15 protein-coding genes are annotated in these 23711 nt (G+C 60.3%); 10 read left to right on the top strand and 5 right to left on the bottom strand.

Annotation, left to right across the window (positions count from 1 at the left end; genetic code table 11):
• Nucleotides 1-32 precede the first annotated feature (32 nt).
• The 5 genes from CUU80_RS10135 (at nucleotide 33) to CUU80_RS10115 (ending at nucleotide 9438) form a co-directional block, all read left to right on the top strand.
• A complete protein-coding gene (locus tag CUU80_RS10135; RefSeq protein ID WP_100497231.1) occupies nucleotides 33-2342 on the top strand; it encodes a DUF6049 family protein in 2310 nt (769 codons plus the stop codon).
• Nucleotides 2339-6322, top strand: coding sequence for a murein biosynthesis integral membrane protein MurJ (locus CUU80_RS10130; RefSeq protein WP_100497215.1), 3984 nt, complete (start codon nucleotides 2339-2341; stop codon nucleotides 6320-6322). The genes CUU80_RS10135 and CUU80_RS10130 overlap by 4 nt, the downstream gene beginning before the upstream one ends.
• A 206-nt stretch (nucleotides 6323-6528) precedes the next feature.
• Nucleotides 6529-7443: a hypothetical protein gene (locus CUU80_RS10125; protein WP_243388728.1), complete on the top strand. Its 915-nt coding sequence runs from the start codon at nucleotides 6529-6531 to the stop codon at nucleotides 7441-7443.
• 40 nt (nucleotides 7444-7483) lie between these two features.
• A complete protein-coding gene (locus tag CUU80_RS10120) occupies nucleotides 7484-8245 on the top strand; it encodes an alpha/beta hydrolase (protein ID WP_100497214.1) in 762 nt (253 codons plus the stop codon).
• A 449-nt stretch (nucleotides 8246-8694) separates the two neighbouring features.
• Nucleotides 8695-9438 (top strand): sulfite exporter TauE/SafE family protein, encoded by a 744-nt coding sequence (locus CUU80_RS10115; protein WP_243388734.1) that lies wholly within the window; start codon nucleotides 8695-8697, stop codon nucleotides 9436-9438.
• Between the two features lie 191 nt (nucleotides 9439-9629).
• On the opposite strand, the gene CUU80_RS10110 is transcribed toward CUU80_RS10115, so the two are convergent.
• Nucleotides 9630-11702, bottom strand: a complete 2073-nt coding sequence (locus CUU80_RS10110; protein ID WP_100497212.1) for a Na+/H+ antiporter — start codon at nucleotides 11700-11702, stop codon at nucleotides 9630-9632.
• Between the two features lie 162 nt (nucleotides 11703-11864).
• Here CUU80_RS10110 and CUU80_RS10105 point away from each other — a divergent pair, with 162 nt between their 5' ends.
• Both CUU80_RS10105 and CUU80_RS10100 read left to right on the top strand, forming a co-directional pair.
• The gene (locus tag CUU80_RS10105; protein ID WP_100497211.1) at nucleotides 11865-12476 is read left to right on the top strand and encodes a nucleoside deaminase; all 612 of its coding nucleotides are present in this window, start codon (nucleotides 11865-11867) and stop codon (nucleotides 12474-12476) included.
• 262 nt (nucleotides 12477-12738) lie between these two features.
• A complete protein-coding gene (locus CUU80_RS10100; protein ID WP_100497210.1) occupies nucleotides 12739-15045 on the top strand; it encodes an alpha-galactosidase in 2307 nt (768 codons plus the stop codon).
• 357 nt (nucleotides 15046-15402) lie between these two features.
• On the opposite strand, the gene CUU80_RS10095 is transcribed toward CUU80_RS10100, so the two are convergent.
• A complete protein-coding gene (locus tag CUU80_RS10095) occupies nucleotides 15403-16620 on the bottom strand; it encodes an ROK family transcriptional regulator (RefSeq protein WP_100497209.1) in 1218 nt (405 codons plus the stop codon).
• A gap of 360 nt (nucleotides 16621-16980) precedes the next feature.
• Here CUU80_RS10095 and CUU80_RS10090 point away from each other — a divergent pair, with 360 nt between their 5' ends.
• A complete protein-coding gene (locus tag CUU80_RS10090) occupies nucleotides 16981-18804 on the top strand; it encodes a glycoside hydrolase family 13 protein (protein WP_100497208.1) in 1824 nt (607 codons plus the stop codon).
• 285 nt (nucleotides 18805-19089) lie between these two features.
• Nucleotides 19090-20355: a threonine ammonia-lyase gene (gene ilvA, locus CUU80_RS10085; protein ID WP_100497229.1), complete on the top strand. Its 1266-nt coding sequence runs from the start codon at nucleotides 19090-19092 to the stop codon at nucleotides 20353-20355.
• Between the two features lie 129 nt (nucleotides 20356-20484).
• On the opposite strand, the gene CUU80_RS10080 is transcribed toward ilvA, so the two are convergent.
• Together CUU80_RS10080 and CUU80_RS10075 are read right to left on the bottom strand one after the other, a co-directional pair.
• Complete coding sequence (locus CUU80_RS10080; protein WP_100497207.1) at nucleotides 20485-21243, bottom strand: Sir2 family NAD-dependent protein deacetylase; 759 nt, start codon at nucleotides 21241-21243, stop codon at nucleotides 20485-20487.
• Nucleotides 21244-21300: 57 nt separating this feature from the next.
• A complete protein-coding gene (locus CUU80_RS10075) occupies nucleotides 21301-21774 on the bottom strand; it encodes a very short patch repair endonuclease (protein WP_279325010.1) in 474 nt (157 codons plus the stop codon).
• Between the two features lie 128 nt (nucleotides 21775-21902).
• Between CUU80_RS10075 and CUU80_RS10070 the strand changes: the two genes are divergently transcribed.
• Nucleotides 21903-23117, top strand: a complete 1215-nt coding sequence (locus CUU80_RS10070) for an NAD(P)/FAD-dependent oxidoreductase (RefSeq protein ID WP_100497205.1) — start codon at nucleotides 21903-21905, stop codon at nucleotides 23115-23117.
• A gap of 115 nt (nucleotides 23118-23232) precedes the next feature.
• Here CUU80_RS10070 and CUU80_RS10065 read toward each other — a convergent pair whose 3' ends face one another.
• On the bottom strand, nucleotides 23233-23616 hold the full coding sequence (locus CUU80_RS10065; RefSeq protein ID WP_100497204.1) for a hypothetical protein: 384 nt from the start codon (nucleotides 23614-23616) through the stop codon (nucleotides 23233-23235).
• Nucleotides 23617-23711: the final 95 nt, after the last annotated feature.

Genomic DNA, 23711 nt, shown 5'->3' with positions numbered 1-23711 from the left:
TGGCCCGATCGTTGGCGGCAGGACTCGCCATTATGGCGATGCTCGCCTCACCGACTCTCGCCAAGGCGAATGATACGAACGATCCCACCACGGCAACGGACGGCACCACAACCAGCCAGTCCGATGCGCAAGGCGACGATCAGAGCGGCACTCAAGCCGACTATGACATCACCATCGACCAGGCCACGCCTGTCGTCACCGCCAAGTCGGGCTACCATATCACCTTCACCATCAATAATCACACGAATCAGGCCACCGAGGCGGGCACCGCATACCTGAACACCAATCTGCTGTTCACGTTCGTCTCGCGTACCGACATGCAGAACTGGGCGGAACATACGGCAGGCATCCCCACCCCCGACTCTTTGGGAACAGTGCAGGTGCCGGCAATCGCAGCCAACGGCAGCGCTACGGTCAGCATCAACGTGAGCACCAGCCAACAGACGCTGGCGGCCCTCGGCAGCTGGGGACCAAAGCCCCTGATGCTCTCCTATATCACCGGCAATCAGCTGCTCGCCGCACTGCCCACCTTCCTGACCCGATCGTCCGACGGACTGACCACGGCACAGACTCCGGCCATGAACCTGACCGTAGCCGTACCGTTCACCTCGTCCGCTTGGCAAGTCGACGAGGACGCGGTGAAACAGCGTATTGCGGAAACCGATGAAGCCGGCGACGGCTCAAGTTCATCGTCCAAACAATCGGATGACGCGAACACCGCAAACAACACCGGCAACGACTCCGGCAAATCGGCCGTGACGGAAGACGGCAAAGCAGCGGCACCGGCAACGCCGAAATCGTCCGAAACGGACGGCGCTCAATCATCACCGTCGTCCGACGGCACCGGCGCTGTCGCCCGGGCCATCACCCTGTCCGACAATGATGCCGACACCGCCAGCGAGCTGGGCCAGACGTTCGCCAAACATCGATCGCTGCAGGTGGTCGCCGATCCGCAATATCTGCAGGAATCCGCCGTACAGCCGTCCATTGCGGCCATCATGCAGCCTTCCGACTTCGACATCACCACGTATGCTGCGGTCGGCGATGACGAGGCATACCGCAAGGCCGGCATCTCCACGGAACAGTGGAGCGCCGACCGGGCGACCTCGCTGTATAAGGTGAGCGGAAAAACCGAGAAGTCCACTCCCATCGCTTGGCAAGGCAGTGACCCCTGGACGCTGGACGCGCTGACCGCCGCCCGCACGCAGGGCTACAGCACGGTGATCGCCGACGCCTCATTCGACGCCGACCAAACCGACGCCGTGCACACCGGCACGTATGTGGTGAATACGGATGCCGGCGATGTCACCGTGCTCAAAGAGCAGGCCGTGCTGGGTACGCTCGCCAAAGGGCAGGCCACCAGTGATTCAGCCGCCGCCGAAACCAGTGACGCCGGCCGTCTGGCCCGTCTGATGGCCCAGAGCGCCTTCTACCAGATGGAACAGCCGTACACCTCCCGTTATCTGTTGATGACCTTCTCCCGCAGCGATTCGGCGGCGTGGATCGATGCGGTGATGAGCGCCCTGGAGCAGGCCTCTTGGCTCAATCTCACGGATCTCAATACGATGGCTCAGGCCGAGCCGTACAGCGTGGGCAGTGATGTCAACGTCGACGATTCACAGGCTGCAGATGCCACCGTCACACGTTCGACCTTGAACCAGCTGGCCACCAGCCGCGCCGATATCATGCGTATGGCAGGCTCGATTTTGAAGAACGAGCTCAATTCCAGCGAAGCTTCGTCGCTCGACCCTCAGGCGCTGGCCCGTCAGGATGCGAACAGCACCGCCACGCACACCAGTGATCCAACGGCTTGGATCGGCTCATTGCTGGCCATTCACGACGATATGGCGGTCCGCGCGTTGACCGGCGCGGCGGACACCGATGCGTCCACCCGCATGACGACCGGAGCACAGACACTGGCCAGCGAGCTCCTCAACAGCGTGCATATCAATCCGTCCGAATCGGTTTCGGTGTTCAGTGAATCCGCGAAAATGCCGATTACCATCAGCAATGATCTGCCGTACGCGGTGCACATCCGAGTCAACTCGATCACCGATTCCATGCAGATCGTCACCTCGCGTGACGCCGAGGTGAGCATTCCCGCACACAGCGACGCTCAGGTGACGTTCACCATCCGTGTCTCCACATCCGGCTCCACTACAGCGCATGTGACCATGACGGACCGTGAGGGCAATAGCTTCGGCAATACGCAGAACACCGCCATCACCAGCGTGATGCGCATCAGCGACGCCTCCGGTTTCATCATCATCGGCTTCGCCGTACTGCTGGGCATTGTTGGCTTGTGGCGTCAATTCCACCGTAAGAAGGACCCCGACGAATGAGTTCTAGCGTTGGCCGTAATTCGTTGATCATGGCCTCCGGCACTGCGGCAAGCCGCATTACCGGGCAGTTGCGCACCATCCTTCTGGCTGCGGCCATCGGCACCACCGGTTTGGCGGCCAACGCCTATCAGGCCGGTTCGATGATTCCGCAGTCGGTGTTTACGTTGGTGTCCGGCGGCATTTTCAACGCCGTGCTGGTGCCGCAGATCGTGCGCACGATGAAGGAAGAGGATGCGCAGGAACGCCTGAACCGACTCATTACGCTGGCGATCGGCCTGTTGCTGGCCATGACGCTGCTGATGACCGTCTGCGCACCGTTGCTGACCATGCTGTACGTGGGCGGCGGCGACCATCAGATGATGGCGCTCACCACCGCTTTCACGCTCTGGTGCATGCCGCAGGTGTTCTTCTACGGCCTGTATACGGTGTTGGGGCAGATTCTGGCTGCGAGAGATCATTTCGCCACCTATGCGTGGAGTTCCACCGGCGCGAACGTGATCAGCTGCGCCGGTTTCACCGCGTTCATCATGCTGTTCGGCAAAGCCAATGAGCAGCCGCTCGATTTCTGGACCGCGGACAAGATCGCGTTGACCGCTGGAACCTGGACGCTGGGTGTGGCGTTCCAAGCGTTGATCCTGTTTGTGCCCCTGGCTCGTCTGGGATTCAAATACCGGCCCAGTTTTGGGTTGAGCGGCTTCGGTTTGAAGGCCATGGGCCCGGTGGCGCTGGGATCTCTCGGCGTGGTGATCGCCAGCGAGCTGTGCGGTATCGTGCTTTCCCGCGTGACCACGATGGCTCCGCAGTACGCCCATGAACTGACCGGGGCAAGCTTGTTCACCGTAGCCGGCAACGCCACCTATCAGAACGCTTACACGCTGTTCATCCTGCCGTATTCGCTGATCGCCGTCTCCGTATCTACGGCCATATTCCCGAAGATCTCCCGTGCCGTGGCCGACAACAACCTCGATGAGGCCCGTCATGATCTGGGCAGCGCCTTGTCGAACGTGGGCTTGCTGCTGATGTTCTTCGGTGCCGCGATGGTGGTCTTCCCTGAGCCGATTATTCGTGCGCTGCTGCCGTCGGTGTCGATGAATGAAACAATGCTGATCTCCTACGCGCTGGTGGCGCTGGCCATCGGCATTCCGATGGGCGCGGCGTTCCTACTCATTCAGCGCACCTTCTATGCGTTTGAAGACGGCTTGCACCCCTTCCTGTCCGCACTGGTGCAGTACACGATCACCGCGGTGCTGATCGTGGCCGGAACGACTATGCTGCCGCCGGAGCATTGGGTGACGTGGAGCTCCTATGCAGTGACCATCAGTTCCCTGGTGGCGCTGCCGGTGATGGTCACCATGCTGCGCAAACGGTTCGGCGGGTATCTGGGTGGTCGTGCCATCGCATTGACCTATGGCAAGGCGCTGGCGGCGGCCGTTGCGGCCGGAGCGGTCACATGGTTGGTCAAGCAACCGTTGACGGTGCTGTTCGGCGTACGTATTCAACCGGTCGGCGGCCATATGAGCTGGTTCTCCGCCATCGGCATATGCGTGGTGCTTACCGCGGTGCTGTTCGTGGTGTATGTGGCGATGCTGTGGGCGTTGCGCACCCCGGAGCTGAACGTGTTCGTGCGGTCGTTGCGCGCGCGGTTCGGGCGGTTCGGTGCCGGTGCTGCGGACGGCGCTGCACCGGATGCATCCGCTGCGGCAACCGAGGTGCGCGATGCTGCATCGCCGGAATCGATGCCGGCGGACACCTCGACTGACCACCATGGCTCTGCTGACCCGACGGATTCAGCCAAACCGAACGCATCATCGTCCTTGTCCATGTCATCCCCGAGGACCATGCGCAAGGCCAGCCCGACGGATAGAATGTCAACGTTACGTTTCAATACCACCAACAATCGTACGGAGTCTGACGAACCCATGAAACCGCATCTGGGAGATACCATTCTCAACCGATACACGCTGGTCTCCTCGTTGCGTGAGGAACCTGGCCTCGAAGCGTGGAAGGCCAACGACCGCGTGCTGGCCCGGGATTGCCAGCTGTTCATCATTTCGGATCGCGGTGCGTTCGCCGCCGTCAACGAACTCGCCGGCCAGATCACGGCCAACAAGCCCAATCGAGTCTCCCCGGTACTCAAGTACCGTATGGAATCCGGCGTGATGCTGATCATCATGCCGTTGGACGAGGGCCAGTCCCTCACCGAATACTTCGGCGATGCCGGCAAGCCGCTGAGCTATAGCGCTATGCATTCCATTCTGGGCGAATGCACCGATGTGATGCGCTCTACGCTCACTTCCGCAAGCAACCTCGCGATCAATACGGACACGGTTCGCGTCACGACTTCCGGTGTGCAGATCGCGGACGCCCCCTGTACGCCGATGATTGTGGATACCTGCGGCGTCACTGCGCAGGACAGCCCCGAACGTCACGCCATCCGTCAGTTGGCGGCCTTGCTGTACGCCATGCTAACTCATGCCCCGGTCCGAGCCGGTCAGACCTTCGATCTGGGCCAGCTTCCGGCGGATACGCCCGGCGAATTCCGCGTGATCTGCAAGCGCGGACTGGAGCTCAGCGAGTCTGACGAGACTACGCTGCCCATGGCCACGCTAGTGGAGCTTGAGGCGCTGCTCGGCGACTGGAAGCCGCTGAACGAACTGGACGGCGCAGACATCGCGCTGTCGAGCATTGAGGGACGTTCCTCCATTGGCACGGCGGCGCTCAAGCCTGTTGAGCCGGCGCATATCGTGGCCATGCCCAGCACGCTGGTGGACCGCACGCAGCTGCCTGAGCTCTCCATTGGTGCCGCAGGTGCCGCCGCCGGCATTGCCGGGGCCGCCGGTGTAGCCGGAGGTGCTGTGCCGCTGCCGGAAGGCAAGCAGGATGCACGCCGTCTCTTTGACTTCAATCTGTCTGACGCCTGGCAGCATGAGAATCTTTCCGGCGAAGATACCGGCGACTGGTACAACGAGATGAATCCGGCACCCACCGGCGGCCCGGGAGACAACTCCCGGCTCACTGTACCGATTGCGGTAGGTGGGCTGAGCGATACCACCGTGGGTGAAACCACCAGCCGTATCCCGGTGTTCGACGCTTCGGGCCGTGAAGTGATGCCTGGCGAAGAGTCCCTGCGCGCTCTGGAAGAGGAGCAGGCACGCATCGCCGAGGTCAGTGCGGTGCCGCCAAGCTTCGAACCGAAAGAGACTGCCGGCAACACTCGTGCGGACAACAAGCTTCCCGACGAGCATCTGCTCGGCACCTTCACCACGAAGGCGGTAGCCATCGTCGTGGCGCTGGTGCTGGTGATCGCCGCCGCGTTCTGGGCGGTGCACGCCTTCCAGTCAAGCGGCGTCAACCCAGCGGACCCGCAGTCCAATACCGCGGAAGGCGAGTGGCCGGATATCGATACCAACGACGTGCCGTTCGGCAGCAACACTTCCGGCGACAATACCGACAGCACATCGTCCGATACGTCGACCGACTCCTCCAGCAACAGCACGAAGTCGGAATCGACGGACACTTCGACGTCAACCGAAAAGAACCAAAGCAAGTCGGACCAGACGGACACTTCGGATTCCCAACAGTCCACCTCGAAGAAGAAGACCACGGCCGATAAGGACGCCAAAGCTGTGCCGACGCCACGTCACGTGAACAACACGGCGTACACCATCGCCAGCGCGAACTTCCTGACCAACCCGGGCGGCCAACAGGGGTACGCCTACCATCTGCACCTCGATCAGGCGCATGACGTATACCGCATGACCGTCACCATCCGCACCTCCGGCGGCACCGGCTACATCCGTGCGAACACCACCGAAGACCCCACGAAGGGCGAACAGGTGGCCAAGTTCACGTTCGCGGAAGGCGGCACTACCGAAGTCAAGTTCGACAAGACGATCAATACCCAGGATCTGATCCTGTGGGTGCCGGTTGACAGTCTGCCGCAGAACCAGCTGTACATCCAGAAGGTGGAGGTCTTCTGATCGTCCGGCAAAGCGTGAGCTGATACTGAGCTGATACTGTGCTGTGCGTGCGCAAGTGGGGCGTCTTCCTAGTGCGGAAGGCGCCCCACTTGCATTCTTGCGCTGTGTGCGCTGTGTGACGTGACTTTCCCGTTCATCCCCACGAATGATGATGGTCTCTGATCATCAGCGGTAGACTGACGGTAGGTCGGAGAAGGGGGTGCCCGATGTCCCGCAACGAAGATGAGAACTACGATTTTTTCGGTGACGAGCAGTACGACGATGTGCGCCGAGCCACAAGGGCCAACGGTCGTTCCCGCGGTAGAAGAGCCGTTCGGCCAGCGCTGAAAACCAGCAGTCCAGCATCGCGCTTGTTCAGCAGACTTGCCGCAGTCAGCGGCGTGCTGGCGGTATTGGTCGCGCTTGCCTCGGATGTGCATGAAATAGCCCCGGATGCAGTGCCGGCCATGACCGAAGTGCCGGGCCGGTACATCGCGTTGACTGCGGCGGTACTGATCGCCGTAACCGTGCTGATGGTGATTACAGCGCGGGCGACCATGCCCAAATATGCCACGCATGGGGGCGTCGGAGCCGGCGGCATTGTTGCGCTGGTGGCGGCATTGCTCTGTCTGACGGTCGGAGTGTCCGTGGGTGTGCTGTTCCCGGAAGGACTGATTCACCCATCGAATGACAAGGCACCGGTAGACGACACCTCCCAGATGGAACAAGGCATCGAGCAGGCGGCCGGAGCATGCACCGGCGGATGGCAGGGTTTGGATACCGGCGGCGTTCCCGGAGTGACCACCGTGCAGATGTGCGCCGAACCGCGGGTGGCGTTCGTCTCCTTCGAGTCACCGGCCGCTGCGGCTGTAGGGGCGCCTCCGATGCGCAGCGGCATCGTCTCGCTGCTGAACCAGTACAGCACGGACGAGCGGGCGCAAGGCGACTGGCAGTTGCTCAGCGGCGAACGGTGGATGGTGTTCGGCGAGAACGAGGCGATGACCGCCTTGCAGCAACGGTGGGGAGGCACGCTGGAAGCGATGAGCGCCGCTGACGGCGACGGTAGTGATGCTGCCGCAACTGCTGACACGACTGCCGGCACAGCCGCTAACGCGGTCACTGACGCATCGGCGGCGGAATAATCGCCATACCCATCATCGAAAACTTCTATATTGAGACAGTATGAGCGAAGCAACGAACAGCACGCACCCTGCGCACGGCCGCGCATCCACCACGGTTCCAGGTCATTTTGGCGATCCGCTCACCGTTGAGCATGTCACGACCTCGCGCGGTGGATTCGACCAACATCCCACGCATCCGATGTTTCTCTGTCTGCATGGCTGGGGTTCCAACGAGGACGATATGGCGGATATCATGCGCTTGATCGCCCCATATAACGATTTCGTATCCCTGCGAGGCCCGCTGACGCTAGCCGAACCGGACGCCGGAACCGCCCGGGATCCCGGCAATTACGCGTGGCTGCATGATGCGCTGCCCATTGGCGAGGATCTTGACCATGACGCCTACGCCGCCGCGCGGGCCGTGGACCAGTGGGTGTCGGCCAATATTCCGGCCGATCGGCCTGTGGTGCCGCTGGGCTTCTCCCAAGGCGGACTGGTGGCCGTTCATCTGTTGCGCATCAATCCTGAACGCTATCGTGCCGTCATCTCTCTGTCCGGATTCAACGCTCCCGGCCAGGTGCCCGGTACTGCACCCGCCGACGATCGGCTGGCGGACTTCGACATTCCGGTGTTCTACGCTTACGGCAAGCTCGACGGCGTTATCCCCAAATACGAATTGTTCGCCGCCGCCGCTTGGCTGGAGGAGCATACCTGGCTGAAGACCAAAAGCTACCACGGGCTCGACCATAACGTCAGTCTGGAGGAATTCGCCGATCTGCGGCAGTGGCTGCTCGACAACGACATCACCTCCGGCGTGCTGTAGCGGCCGACGTTGCCGCTCGTCGTAGCGCGTCATGGCGCGTCATGACGCGTCATGGTGCGGCCGCAGACACGGCGGCTGATTGCCGTAACACGCAGCTCCAGCGCAGGATGCCGGTGCGGTCTGCAACGCGGTCTGCAACGCGGTCTGCGGAAAACCGGCACGAGGCCTTTGTATGTGCGCGGTTCCAACGTATGCCGCGCGCACTTACAAAGGATTTTGGGCCTTCAATCCTTTGTATGTTCGCGTACCCTTTCGTTAGAGCGCGCACTTACAAAGGAATCGTCGCTGATTGTTGCGTGAAACGGACGGCGACGCCCGTTTGCCACCTGACCGGTCATAGACTGGGCAGCGTGAGTGAAGCGAGTACCAGCACCAGCCGCACCGACGGCGTATCACAGGCAAATCTTCAGGAGAACCATCTGGACGAGTCCCCGCGCGGCCTGATCATCATGGCCGTAGTGGGCGTGGCCGTCGGCATCCTGTCTGGACTGTTCGGCATCGGCGGCGGCACGGTGATCGTGCCCGCATTGGTATGGCTGGGACTGACGCAACGGCATGCGGCCGCGACTTCGATGATGGCGATTGTGCCGACCGCGGTTTCCGGTGTGGTTTCGTATGCGGTGGAAGGCGACGTGGATTGGGCCGCTGCTGCGCTGGTGTTCTGCGGCATGTTCGTAGGCGGGCAGATTGGCTCATGGCTGCTGGCCAAGCTACCTGAGCTGGTGTTGCGCTGGGCGTTCGTGCTGTTTCTGGTGTTCGTGATCGTGAATCAGGCGATGTCGAATCCCTCGCGTGACGCACGTATCGTGATGCATGCCGGCACGATTGCCGGACTGGTGGCGTTCGGCCTGATCGCCGGCATATTGGCCGGTCTGCTGGGCATCGGCGGCGGGGCGATCTGCGTGCCGGCGCTGTCGATTCTGTTCGGAGCCAGCGATCTGATCGCGCGCGGCACTTCGTTACTGGCCATGTTCCCGAACGCCATCACCACGTCGGTGGCCAATGTGCGGCGGCACCTGGTGCATGTGAAGGCCGCGGTGATCATCGGCATTACGGCCGCCATCACCGCGCCATTCGGCACATGGATGGCCGCCGCCGTCAGCCCGCGCGCCGGTGCGATCCTGTTCACCGTCTACCTGTGTGTGCTGCTGGTTCGCTCCCTATGGGTGGCGATACAGGCCACGCGCCGATAAGTCCGAGCCATAAACGCAACCAATAAGCGCGCAGCCCAATGGCCCGTGCGCAGGTGAAAAGACCGGCTACGCCGCGACGGTCATGCAAGTCAGATGCCGGAATCAGCATCTACTTACCGAACCGTCAAGCGCACAGTCCAGTGGACTGTGCGTAGGTGAGGGGAGTGGCTACGCCGCGACGGTCATGCAAGCTAGATGCCGGAATCGGCATCTACTTGCATGACATAAATATTGCGCCTCAACGTACGCATCTGAGCGCGGCTGATATCGCCGGCCTCGAACATGTCCTGAATCACACCTAGTTCAATACCGTAGCTTTCGCGCTTCACATCATCGATCTGCTGAATCACCTCAGCGCTACCGGTCATATTCGGACGGGCTTGCAGCGAGGCTTCAGCGCGACGGTAATCAAGCAACAGCGCCGAGCAGTGTTCGGTGTTGTACGTATCCTGACCCATTTCGTCCAGCAGTTTGCCGATGACGTGATGAATCGCCTCGACCTGAATTTCGCGCGTACGGGCGAAAATCTGGTCTTCGCTCACCAGCGGCGTGGTGTGACGAATCTTGGAGATCGTACGCTTGGCGAGATTGCCGATACGGCGCTGCAGCATACGGCCGCGGCCACGAATCTGCGATACCGTATGCCCGGAGCTCGAATCGGTGGACGCGTGGCGCAGCGTGTTCATGATCTGGTCGAGCATACGCTCGCATGCCTCGACGTTCAATTCCTGTGTGGCTTCGTCCGCCGCCGGATGTGCACGGGTTTCGGCCAGGCGGTCGCGCACGAATTCCTTCTCCCAATGCAGGGCTTCGATCTGCAGACGCTCCAATCCTTGCGGATCGGATTCGCCGATGCGTTGTTTGAGACGGCTGATGCGCTTGGTGTACTGGTCGATCACCATCAGCACGGCACGGCGATTGTCGGGCGTGATACGGCCGGTCAATTCCTCCACGGTGGAGCGCAGCACTTCGATGGTGATCGGCACCATTTCGGCAGTGGTGTCTTTGCCGCGGTTCGGGGCGAGCAACGGCAGCAGGAAGTTGGCCAGCAGCAGGGTCATGACGATGACGCCGGAGGCGATGAAGATCAGTTCGTCACGCATGGGGAACGGCACGCCGCTCGCCAAGTAGTACGGGATGGTGAACATCAGCGAAAGGGTGATGGTGCCTTTCGGGCCGCCGAAGGTCATCACTGCGGCCGATCGCCACCGTTCGATGGTCATCGGACGACGGCGACCGGTCGCCGTGTCTCGGGCGATGCGCAGCATGGCGCTCACCCAGATGAATCGCAGCACGATCACCACTGCCGTGACCAGCACGATGATGCCGATCAGTTTCGCGTTGCTGATATGCGGATCGGACCAGCTGGCTTCCATTGCACCCGGCAGCTGCATGCCCAGCAGAATGAACACCGCACCGTTGAGGGAGAAGCTCAGCACACCCCACACCGAACCGGACACGATATTCGTGCGTGCCACATTCGGCCCTACGCCAGTGCGATCGAAACGCATGAACAGGCCGGCCGCGACTACGGCAAGAATGCCGGACACGTGGAATTCTTCAGCGCCCAGATACAGCAGGAATGGCAGGAACAGTTCCATCAGAATACGGGTGGTGGTGGTTTCCCAACCCAGCGAGCGCACGGTTTCAAACACCCAGTTGGCGAGCGCGCCGACGATCAGGCCGAACAATGTGCCGCAGATGAACGAGAACACGAATTCGCCGGCGGCCTGTCCTACGGCGAAGTCTCCGGTGAATGCCGCGGCCAGCGCGAACTGGAAGCCGACGATGCCCGAGGCGTCGTTGAACAGTGATTCACCTTTGAGCACACCTCGTTGACGCTGTGTCAAGGATGCCTCTTTGCCGAGCGAGCTTACAGCCACGGCGTCGGTCGGGCCAAGTGCGGCACCCAATGCCAGCGCAGCCGCCAACGTGATTGCCGGCCAGACCGCGTGCAGGATGAATCCGACCGCCGCCATGGTGGCGATTGCCAGTCCTATGGCCAGCGAAAGGCTGAGTTTCAACGTTTTCAGCAGGGCCGACTTGTCGATTTCATGCGCTTCCAGATAGAGCAACGGAGCGATGAAGAGCACCATGAACAGCTCTGGATCCAGACTCGCATTGGGGAAGAACGGCAGATAGGTCACCAGCACGCCAAGCAGAATCTGCACCAGAGGCGTGGAGACTTTGGGGATGAAGCGGCTGATAAACGAACTCAGCACCACAGCTGCGATGATGCACACAATGAGTTTGAATACCGCCATACTTCGCTTCCACCCTCTCTATGGTGAGCGGCGGAAACCGCTGCTCGTCTCTCCCGCACGATTCTGCGGAGTGCAGGTTTTCGTGTAACAGCCAAAGTATAGGAAACCTGTTGCTACAACGCGTTAAGCCGTGCGCCGAAGAATACGGTTTAGACTCGTCGTATGCATGATAAGGACGCGATGCTCAAGGCGTTGGAGCTGGCCCGTACTGCCGCGGCGGCCGGCGACGTACCGGTCGGCGCCGTGGTGCTCGACGCTGATGGCTCGATTATCGGCCGCGGTTACAACACGCGCGAAACCCACGGCGACCCGCTGGCCCACGCCGAGATTCTTGCGATGCGCGAAGCCGCCCAGTTCCGCGCCCGCCATGCGGCGGACGGGCCCGCGTCGTCAGGACCAGTTGCGTCAACGTCAACGGTATCAAGAGGAAAAGCCGAGGAGGTAGTCGGCGCATCGCCAGACGACTTGGCAAGCAACGTCACCAGTGGGGAAACGTCCGCAGCGAGCATCGAACCGACGGCCCGCGCGTGGAATCTTGCCGATTGCACGTTGGTAGTCACACTCGAACCATGCCCGATGTGTGCGGGCGCATGTATCCAGACGCATATCGGCCGCATTGTGTTCGGCGCGTGGGACGCCAAACTCGGTGCCTGTGGTTCGGTCTGGGATATCCCACGTGACCCGCATGTGGGCCACACCCCCGAGGTATATGGCGGCATCCTCGAACGCGACTGTCAAGCAGTCCTTACCGCCTTTTTCGCCGCCCGCCGATAACCCCCTGCGCCTCCACATCCACCCAAGCTCTATCGTGTGGTGCTTTGCCTGCCGTGTGATAACAAAAAAATGGCGTTATTTCGTGGATCTGACGCAATGAAACGGAACATTTCACCGCACAACAGCAGCGGAAGCACGCCAAATACTTACTTTCCCCGGCCAACACGCTGCATCAAGTCAACATATTGCGATATTTCTACCATCAGAACCAGTAGTAGTCAGTAAGCATCCAGTACGTCAGGTCAAAGGAGACATCGCCATTATGACCGATTCCACAGCGCTCACCCGTACCTTCACCGGCACCGCCTCCGACGGTACAGCCCTCACCGCCATATACCTTGCCCAGCCAGCCAGCCGTGCAGCAATCGGCCTGATCGTTGCCGGTGATACCCTGCCACACATCGTCCACTGGGGCCGCCCGCTGTCCGATCCCGCAACCTTGCTCGCCGCATACGACGCACTGAAGCCACAGCGCGTGTCCGGCGCGCTCGACGACACCGCGTGGCCGACCGTATTGCCCACGCAAGCCGAAAGCTGGATCGGCAAGCCGCGCGTAGTGCTGCGTCGCGCCGGCATCGAACTGTTCCCCAAGTTCACGGTGACCGGCATCACAACCGAAGGCGCACTTGAGGCAACGCTCGACGCCACCACCGGCGAACAGTACACGGATGTGACCGGACGCTCCCGCACCACCAGGCCGGTGCGCGTACCCGGCGTCGTCGTCACCGCACATGACGACGAGCAGGGCATCGGCATCGAATGGCGACTGGAACTGACGCCCGGAGGACTCGTACGACAGAAGGCGACGGTCACCAACCTCAGCACCAACCCGGCACCGCTGGAAGTCGGCAATATCGAACTCGGCTTCCCCCTGCCCGAATCGGCCAGCGAAATCCTAACCACCACAGGTCATCACCTGCGTGAGCGCAGCCCGCAACGTCAACCGATGACCATCGGACGTTTCGAAAAACCGCAGCTCGCCGGACGCCCGGATTTCGACGCTTCCCTACTGCTCACCGCGGGCGTGCCCGGCTTCGGATTCGAGCATGGCGAGGCCTATTCGGTGCATGTGGGATGGAGTGGCAATTCGGTGCTGTCCGCCGAACGTTTGCCGTATACGCAAGGTGTGATCGGTGGCGGCGAGCTGCTGTTCGGCGGCGAAGTAACGTTGGCACCGCAGGGTGAGGGTCAAAGCTCCTACGAGACTCCGTGGCTGTTCGGCTCGTTCGGCGACGGACTCAACGAAATCGCCGCGCGATTCCATGACTATGTGCGCTCCCGCCACCCGCGTCTGTTCGTTGCAGGCCGTCCGGTACTGCTCAATACGTGGGAGGCCGTGTACTTCCAACATGATTTCGATACGCTCGCGGCGCTTGCCGATAAAGCCGCCGACTCTGGTGTGGAACGATTCGTGGTCGACGACGGCTGGTTCGGCTCTCGCCGCGACGATACGTCCGGCCTTGGCGATTGGCAGATTTCGCCGGATGTCTGGCCGGAAGGCCCGAAGTCGTTGCAGGCCCTCGCCGACTATGTGCATGGCAAGGGTATGCAGTTCGGACTGTGGTTTGAGCCCGAAATGGTCAGCCCCGATTCCGAAGTGACCCGCAACCATCCTGATTGGATACTCTCCCCCACCGCCGGCCGTCTGCCGTTGCAGGGCCGTAGCCAGCAGGTGCTGGACCTCACCAATCCCGAGGCATTCGACTACATATTCGAGTGCATGGATACGTTGGTGGGCGACCTCAAGATCGACTACATCAAATGGGATCACAACAAGCTCGTCACCGAAGCATGCTCCCGTTACTCTGGCCGGCCGGCCGTACATGCGCAGACCCTCGCCGTCTATGACATCTTCAAGAAGCTCAAGGAGCGTCATCCGGGACTGGAGATCGAAAGCTGTTCTTCCGGCGGTGGCCGTGTGGATCTCGGCATCCTCGAATACGCCGATCGTATCTGGGTCTCCGATTGCGTGGATCCGGTAGAGCGCGCGGACATCCAGCGCTATACATCGCTGCTCGTGCCTCCGGCCATGATGGGCGAACACGTGGGTGCCAGCCCAGCGCATTCCACGCAACGTGCCACTAGTCAGGAACTGCGCATGGCGATGGCGTTCTTCGGGCATATGGGCATTGAATGGAATCTGCTGAAAGAGCCGGAAGAATCCCTCGCCGAGTTGGCCGTATGGGTGGACGAATTCAAGAAGCATCGCGACTGGTTCGCCATCGACACCTGCGTGCACGCCGATTCCAATGATCCCGCCGTGCGACTCGACGGCATGGTGATGCCGAATCGCGACGCCGCCATCTACCGTTTCACCCAACTGACCACCAGCCAGACCTATCCGGCCGCACCGGTGCATCTGCCCGGTCTCGACCCCGAACGCACCTACCGTGTGAGCCCGCTTGATCCGAGCCTGGATCTGACCGGTCTCACCAACGGGCAGAGCACGCTCGGCTGGTGGAATGAGGAAGGCGTGGTGATGACCGGCGAAGCGTTGCAGCGCTATGGCATCCGCCCGCCGTCCCTCCACCCTCAGCAAGCCGTGCTGTTCAAGGCTGTGGCGTGTTAAGCTGACCGCCCGTTGGGTGTACGGCAGTCGCTCCCCAACGCTCCCCCAAACGTACCAAGCGCACCCAAGCGCACCCAAGCGCCCCCAGCCACAAGCCGTCCTGACTCCATGCGCGTACTCCTAACGCACTTTTCGCACGAATCGAGCGCAAAACGTGCGATTTTCAGCCGTTTTGCATCCATTTCGCGCGAAAAGTATGTACGGTGGCCGGATCCCGTCCGATTCGTGCGAAAAGTACGTTAGACGGCCGGAACTGGCGTGTTTTGCACCCGATTCGTGCGAAAAGTGTGCTCGGGGTACGGGCGCTGCGCGGGACACGCACGCGGGGATGCGGGCACACGCCGTTATGGAAATGCGCTAGCCGATGTGCTTGACGATGACGCGACTGGCGGCGGCTTTGGCCCACAGCTGCCAGTCGTGATTCATAATCGTGAACTTCACCGGCTGGGTCTGGCTATGCCGGTAGTACCGAATGCCGTCACGCAAGGAATCCGTGCTCAGCTTAGCCAGAAAAGCGGATTCGCCGGCAATCATCACATGACCGGGCATGGCGATGTTCGCCACCGTAGCCACCAGTGCGCCCAATCGGAAACAGGTACGTTTCACTAATTGTGTGGCTTGAGGAATGTGGGCGCGGGCGTCGGCAGCGAAATCCTCGAACGTCACCGGTCGCCCCACGATTGCGGAATACTGCTCGGCAATCGAATCGTCAGTCAGACATTGCGAACATCCGATGTGTCCTCTGGTGCATCGCGGCCCCTCCGGGTCGATCAATACATGGCCTACCAGTCCGTAGCTTTTGTCCGGGTACCGGACCGGTTCGCCATGCACAGCCAGCGAATAGCCGACACCCACACCGATCGTCACCACGGCGAACATATCCAATCCCACGCCCGGCCCGAACCAAGAGGCATCCACAAGCAGCGAATCGATATCGTTGAAGACTCCGCATGGCAGCCCGGTCGCCGCACCGACCATCGCTCCCAAATCCGTACTGTCCTCCCAATGCAGGAACGGCGCAAACGTGACTATGGAATCATCGATCACATGGCCGCCTACGGCCACGCCGACTGCACTAGGTGCCGCCAATCCTGCAGCAGCCACATCGTTGGCGCAAGCCGAGACCAACTGCGCAATCGCACCGGTCACATATTCAGGCGACTGATCCTCACCTATCGGCAGCTCATGACGTCCGGACACCACTTCACCATGCGCGTTGACCGCTGCCGACACAATCGATGTGCCATGCACTTTGACGCCTACAAACGTGCGTGCGTTGGCGCACAGCACCAGCGAGGTCTGCGGACGGCCGCGACGTTCGGTGCTTTCGCGAGGCGTAAATCGCTCCGGAAGTTTGCCGGTCCGCATGCCAGCTACCGCATTCGCCGGCACCTCCTCGATCACGCCCGCGTAAATGAGATCACTGGTGATACGCGACAGCGCGCCCTGGCTCAATCCCAGCATCTGCGCCAGTGTGGTGCGCGCGATCGGCCCGTATTGGGCCACGGCCGCCGCCACACGATGCGTATGCTCGGACCCGGTAAACCATTGCGGGATCGCATTGGCATCAGACATACAGGCAGCCCCTTCGCGCTTTTTGACTCGCTGTTGACTCGCTTTTTCTTGCGTTCATCACAAAAATACATCGCGGCTCGGCACTCAGGCAAAGCGATGCGGCAATTCCACTCGTGATTGTGCCGGCAATTGCACCCAAGTTCCGCCGGTGATGGCAATTACTTTCCGGCACGCCCGTAAACCGGTGCGATGGGAATAAAACCATCGGACTGGTTCAATAATACGGTGACCATGCGTTGGATATCGGCGGCGGCTACAGCTAGCAGCAATCTGGCACAGCACCGCAACCGATGATTCCGGCTCGTGGAAGCACACGTCGCACATGGCCAACAACGAAGTTCCCATAGAAAGGTTGCCGGTATGACCACCCCGCAGCGCACTACCATTCCCGACACTATCCGCACGAACGGCGCCACCCCGAATCCGTGGTGGTCGAACGCCGTCGTCTACCAGATCTACCCGCGTTCCTTCCAGGACACCAACGGCGATGGTTTCGGTGATCTCAAAGGCATCACCTCCCGTCTCGACTATCTCGCCGACCTCGGCGTGGATGTGGTGTGGCTCTCCCCCGTGTACAAGTCTCCGCAGGACGACAACGGTTACGACATCTCCGATTATCGCGACATCGACCCGTTGTTCGGCACCTTGGAAGATATGGACGAGCTGCTGGTCGAAGCGCATAAGCGCGGCCTGAAGATCGTGATGGATCTGGTCGTCAACCACACTTCCGACGAACACGCCTGGTTCCAGGCCTCCAAGGATAAGAACGACCCGCATGCCGATTGGTACTGGTGGCGTCCGGCCCGTCCAGGCTTCGAACCCGGCACTCCCGGTGCCGAGCCGAACCAGTGGGGTTCCTACTTCGGCGGCTCCGCATGGGAGTACTGCCCGGAACGCGGCGAATACTTCTTCCACCAGTATTCAAAGAAGCAGCCTGACCTCAACTGGGAGAACCCGGATGTGCGTCACGCCGTATACGACATGATGAACTGGTGGCTGGATCGCGGCATCGACGGCTTCCGCATGGACGTCATTACGCAGATTTCCAAGACCATCGACAAAAACGGCAAGCTGCCGGGCGAGCCGGGATCCGAAATTGAGGATTACCCGGTGGGTCCGGAGGGCTACTCCTCCCCATTCCCGTGGTGCTCCGACGGTCCGCGCGTGGATGAGTTCCTTGCCGAGATGCGTCGCGAAGTGTTCGAAAAGCGCGAAGGCTTCATGAACGTGGGCGAGGCACCGGGCGTCACGCCGGCCCGCAACGAGCACATCACCGATCCCGCCAATGGTGAGCTGGATATGTTGTTCCTCTTCGACCACGTTGGCGTTGACCAGAAGCCTTCTTCCAAGTGGGATGTCGTCCCGTTCGAGGTGAAGAACCTGCGCGAGAAGATGGCCGGCCAGCAGGAGGCGGTGAAGGACACCGGTTGGGCCAGCCTGTTCTTCTGCAACCATGATCAGCCGCGCGTGGTCTCCCGCTGGGGCGACGATTCCACCGAAGAATCCCGCGTACGTTCGGCGAAGGCGTACGGCTTGCTGCTGCACATGCACCGCGGCACCCCGTACATCTATCAGGGTGAGGAGCTGGGCATGACCGGCGCTCACTTCAAGAGCCTGGACCAGTACCGCGATCTGGAGTCGCTCAACGCCTTCCGCCAGCGCGTCGAGGAGGCGAAGATCGTTTCGCCGGAAAATATGATGGATGCGCTGGAGCTGATCAGCCGCGACAACGCCCGTACGCCGATGCAATGGGATGCGTCCACCTACGCCGGATTCACCGCACCGGATGCCGCTGTCGAACCGTGGATTTCCGTGAACCCGAACAAGGCGGAAATCAATGCGGCCAGCGAATTCGACGACCCGGATTCGGTGTACGCGTTCTACAAGAAGCTGATCGCCCTGCGCCACGAACGCGCGGTGATCGCCGCCGGTGACTGGCATCTGATCGACGCGGATGACGAGCATGTGTATGCATTCACCCGCACGCTGAACGCCGAGAAGCTGCTGGTGGTGGCCAATCTGTCCGGCCGTACCGTCGATCTGCCCCGTGAGTCTGCCGAGCTGGTGGCCACCGGCGTGGCGGAACCGGATGTGCTGATCTCCACCTATGGCGCTTCGCACGCTGTGGTCTCCTTGGCCAACGGCGAGCTCGATCCGTGGGAGGCTGTGGCCATCCAGCTGTAACGGTTGATCTTCAGTGATGCTGTTTGTGGGGGGGTGTTAGCGGTGCGTGAACCGCCAACACCCCCTCATTTATTGGTTCTTCTCAGGAACTCTGAGAAAAAACCGCGCTGCGGTGATGTCAGTGCGGTTTTTTCTCGCAACGGACCGTAATTTCGAGAAAAACCTGCGCTCACTCCGTCTCAGTGCGGTTTTTTCTCGCAATACCCGCACCGACAAGTCGTCAAAAACCTTGGAATCCGGACATTTGCCGCTACCGTCACCAACCACCGTCTTACAATGTCCATCATGGAACAAAAGGACGTTTTGAAAGCGCTGCAACGCGATCACGCAGCGGAACTGAAGCTCGCCGCCAAACGACTCAAGGGTACTGCCCGCCACACCGAGATCATTCCCTCGCCGGCGCTCAGCGAGATGACCGGCCATGAGATTCTGCTCAAGCCGGAGAATCTTCAGGTCACCGGTTCGTTCAAGATTCGTGGCGCCTACAACAAGATCGCCTCCCTGTCCGAGGAGCAGCTGGCCCGCGGCATCGTCACCGCATCCGCCGGCAACCATGCACAGGGCGTGGCATATGCGGCTCGCGAGCGTGGCGCCAAGGCCACCATCTGCATGCCGCAAATCACTCCGCCGCTCAAGGTGGATGCCACTAAGGCCTACGGTGCCGATGTGGTGCTCTATGGTGATGTGTTCGATGAAGCCGCAGCGCACGCCGCCGAACTCGCCGAAACCCAGGGCATGATTTATGTGCCGCCGTTTGACGACTATGAGGTCATCTGCGGTCAGGGCACTATCGGCCTGGAGATTCTCGAAGACGTACCGAACGTCACCGATGTGGTGGTGCCTCTCGGCGGCGGTGGTCTCGGTGCCGGTGTGGCGTTGGCCATCAAGACGTTCAAACCTGAAGTGCGCGTGATCGGCGCCATTCCGGAAGGCTCTCCGGCATGGAAGGATTCGTTGGCTTCCGGCCACGTGTCCCCGGCTGATCAGGTGCTTACTTCCGCCGAGGGCGTGGCAGTCAAGCATCCGGGCGATCTGCCGTTCGCACTGCTCAACGAATTCCTGGATGATCTGGTCACCGTTTCCGAGCGTGATATCAATGAGATGATTCTGCTGATGCTGGAGAAGCATAAGCTTGTTGTGGAGGCGGCCGGTGCCGTGTCCTTGGCCGCACTCGAACACCTCAACCTGCGTTCGCGCAAGTTCGCTCAGGCCGGCGGACCGCATGTGGTAGTGCCTATTATGTCCGGCGGCAACATCGACACCGTGACGATGGGTGCCGTTATTCAGAAGGGTATGATCGCCCGCGGCCGCATCATGAACTTCGAGGTCGAACTGCCGGATACGCCGGGACAGCTTGTCAAGGTGGCGACGCTACTCGCCGAACAGCGTGCCAATGTTATTGCGCTTGACCACGATCAGTTCAAGGCGTCCGGCCACTACACCAACGCGGTGTCTCTTGGAGTCACGGTCGAAACCAATGGTCCGGATCACATCGACCGCATCCTTGCGGCGTTGCGTCAAGCCGGCTTCCAGCCCAAGCGCATCTACTGATACAGCTCCCGTCGTTGTTATCCTTCGCGAAAATGACTCACTGACCGACCGTCAGTGAGTCATTTTCGCGAAATGGGCGCAATGGTCCGCAGTGCTACTGTGCACAGCACCACCATGGATCATTGCGGATTACCGCGCTTCCGCGGCAATCGTCTCGTCCACCAACTTCGGCAACGCGACGGCGATGTCCTCGCGAATCAGTCGCGTGGCCAGACGGTCGTACTGGGTACGGCCCATGTTCATAATCGTGATCGGCACTCCGGCTTGGGCCGCCACCGGTACGATACTTGCTGCCGGGAAGACTTCCAGCGTCGAACCGATCACCCACAGCTCGTCCGCTTTCGTGGCCCGCTCATAGGACTTCTCCATCGCCCCGTCCGGCAACGCCTCGCCGAAATACACCACGTCGGTTTTGATCAGTCCGTTGCATGGCATATCACCGCGGTACTTCAACTTGCGATGGCAGTGCGGATCCGGCTCTTCGTCCAGCTTGGCCATAATGTCCGCCGTATTGTACTTCTGATGACACTTCATGCAATGCGAAGTACCGATGGTGCCATGCAGATTCACGATAAGGTCCGGTGAATTACCGGCCTTCTCATGCAATGCGTCGAAATTCTGTGTGGCCAGCAGCGTCAGCATACCTGCCTGTTCCAGCTTGACCAGCGCCTTATGCGCCGCGCCTGGCTGTGCATTCCACACCGGCGACTCCTTCTGCCACCGCCACGAATACTCACGGGCCTCGGCATCGTTCAGGAACAGGTCGATGTCGTATACGCTCATCTGGTCCGGATGCTTGGTCCACACGCCATCCGGACCACGGAAATCAGGGATGCCTGCGGACGTCGAAATGCCCGCTCCAGTCAATACTGCAATCTTTTTGGTCATAGCTATAGGTATACCCGCATGAGATGAATGACGGCATAGGACAGTCGCCATCCGATGTCACTTATCGCAGGTTCCAGTGATTTGCTGCACTAGTTGTTCCAGCCTGGCCTCACGATTCGCTTTCACCAACTCGCATTCCCACACCACAATCACACGCCATCCAGCAGCCTCCAATTCGGCATGCTGCGCAGCATCACGAGTTTTATTGCGCAGAAGCTTAGCTGTCCAGAATTCAATGTTTGATTTCGGCATCGAATATTTGGGGCAATGTTCGTGCGCATGCCAAAAACACCCGTTAACGAATACTATCGTGCGATATTTCGGCAGCACTACATCCGGATGCCCGGGGTATCGTTTGTCGTTCTTCCGAAATCTCAACCCATGACGAAACAGATAACTACGTACCAGCACTTCGATCGAGGTGTCTTTGCCGCGAATATGGGACATCGTGTACGAACGAGTGCCACGCTCATATTTTTCCTCACGTTCCCGCAAGCTGCGACTGCTGGACCTCTTTCGCTCGCTTGCCACGTACACCCACCTCACTCTGTCTTATCCAACGACCGACTCTCATGGAATCAAGATCGACGCGGCCTCTGCAACACAATAACTCATTGAAGGATTCCTACAACAGCGTAAGGTCAGCACACGATGAGAAAATGTTTCACGTGAAACATCGCGTCATCATCATTGGTTCCGGCCCTGCCGGATACACGGCAGGTATTTATCTGGGGCGAGCCGGTTTTAACCCGCTGATCATTACGGGTGCTCTAGCCCCCGGAGGCCAGCTCGTCAACACCACAGAGGTGGAAAACTTCCCGGGATTCCCGGACGGTATTCTCGGCCCGGAACTGATGGATCGCATGCGCGAGCAGGCCGAACGGTTCGGAGCGGAATTTCTCCCTGCCGACGTCGTATCGGTGGAAGCACTCCCCCAGCACGACGGACGTCCACAATACCGATTAACCACTTCGGACGACGAACAGTTCGAGACCGCTGCCGTTATCGTGGCCACTGGATCCAACGTACGTAAACTCGGTGTCCCCGGCGAAGAGGAGATGTCTGGCAACGGTGTCTCCTACTGCGCCACCTGCGATGGATTCTTCTTCAAGAACAAGCCCATCGTTGTAGTCGGCGGCGGCGATTCGGCATTCGAGGAGGCTTTGTTCCTCACACGATTCGGCTCCTCCGTCACCTTGATTCATCGTCGCGACACTTTCCGCGCCTCACAGATTATGGTCGAACGCGCTAAGGCCAACCCCAAGCTCACCTTGCTGACCAATACCGTTGTCACTGCCATCAACAGCGACTCCCCGTCAGCTGCGGAACCTGCCGCCAAATCCAACAGCATCACCCCCACTCCAGCCAATGCTGATGCGAATCAAGCAGACACCGACTCTTCTCGTGCTGAAACTTCCACTGCCACGCCGTCACCGTCCATCACACTCCCCGGGGTAGGCAACAAGTCCCAAGGTGACTCAGTCCTTGGCGGCACTGTTCTCGGTAATACAGTCCTTGGTGGCAAGCTCTCGCTGAACGCTGGCAGCCTGCTGTCTGGATTGCCTCAGCGACCACAGAAGCATGTCACTAGCGCCACGCTCCGTAATACCGTAACCGGCGAGGAAAGCACGCTTGACTGCAACGCGATCTTCGTGGCGATCGGACATACTCCCGCCACCGACTTCGTAGCCGACGTAGTGAATCGTGATGCGGACGGCTACATCATCGTGGATGGTGGCAGCACCCTCACCAACGCTCCGGGCATTTTCGCCGCCGGTGATTGCGTGGACCGCACCTATCGCCAAGCCATCAGTGCCGCCGGCATGGGTTGCCGCGCCGCCCTTGACGCCCAGTCATATCTGGAAGAGGCTTAACCCTTTCACCCTCCCCTCAGTCTGGAATAGCCTGACCTGTGCATAAAGCCCAAGCTGCGTGAACGCGCTCAGCTTGGGCTTTATGCAACCATAGCCTCGCTAACTCAATCAACCATTAATACAAACCCGGCTGAATGGTATGCGCCAAATAGACCAGCGCATCGTCCCTATGATCAAGCCACCACTCCGCATCACTCAGCGTACGGATCTTACGAATCAGACGATCGTAAAGCGGAAGCTCATCTTCCGGCGCACACTTCACCAATACACATGCCTGTTGCAGTACCCGTCGGCGAATGTGGTCGGCTTCGATAGCATGCTTTTCATCACCCCATAGCGGCACAAAGCATGACTCATGCCCCAATGCACGCGCCGCCTCACACTCAGGACACCGACTTGTCTCCGCAGCACGGATACGAGCCGCAACCACCGCATATGGGCCCGACGTATTCACCAGCGTGGAATGCTTGCACTTACGAAAGACCCTTTTCATACCCATGACACCCTCCTGCGCTAGAACGTTTGTTCGACTACAGGATTATGGTAACCATGGCTCACAGAGACGGTAAAATTTTACCGACACGGCCCATTTTC

Origin of the sequence: Bifidobacterium scaligerum (genome assembly GCF_002802865.1) — a bacterium.
Taxonomy (GTDB): Bacteria; Actinomycetota; Actinomycetes; order Actinomycetales; family Bifidobacteriaceae; genus Bifidobacterium; species Bifidobacterium scaligerum.
The sequence above is the reverse complement of the archived record's forward strand: the minus strand, read 5'-3'. Positions and strand labels throughout refer to the sequence as shown.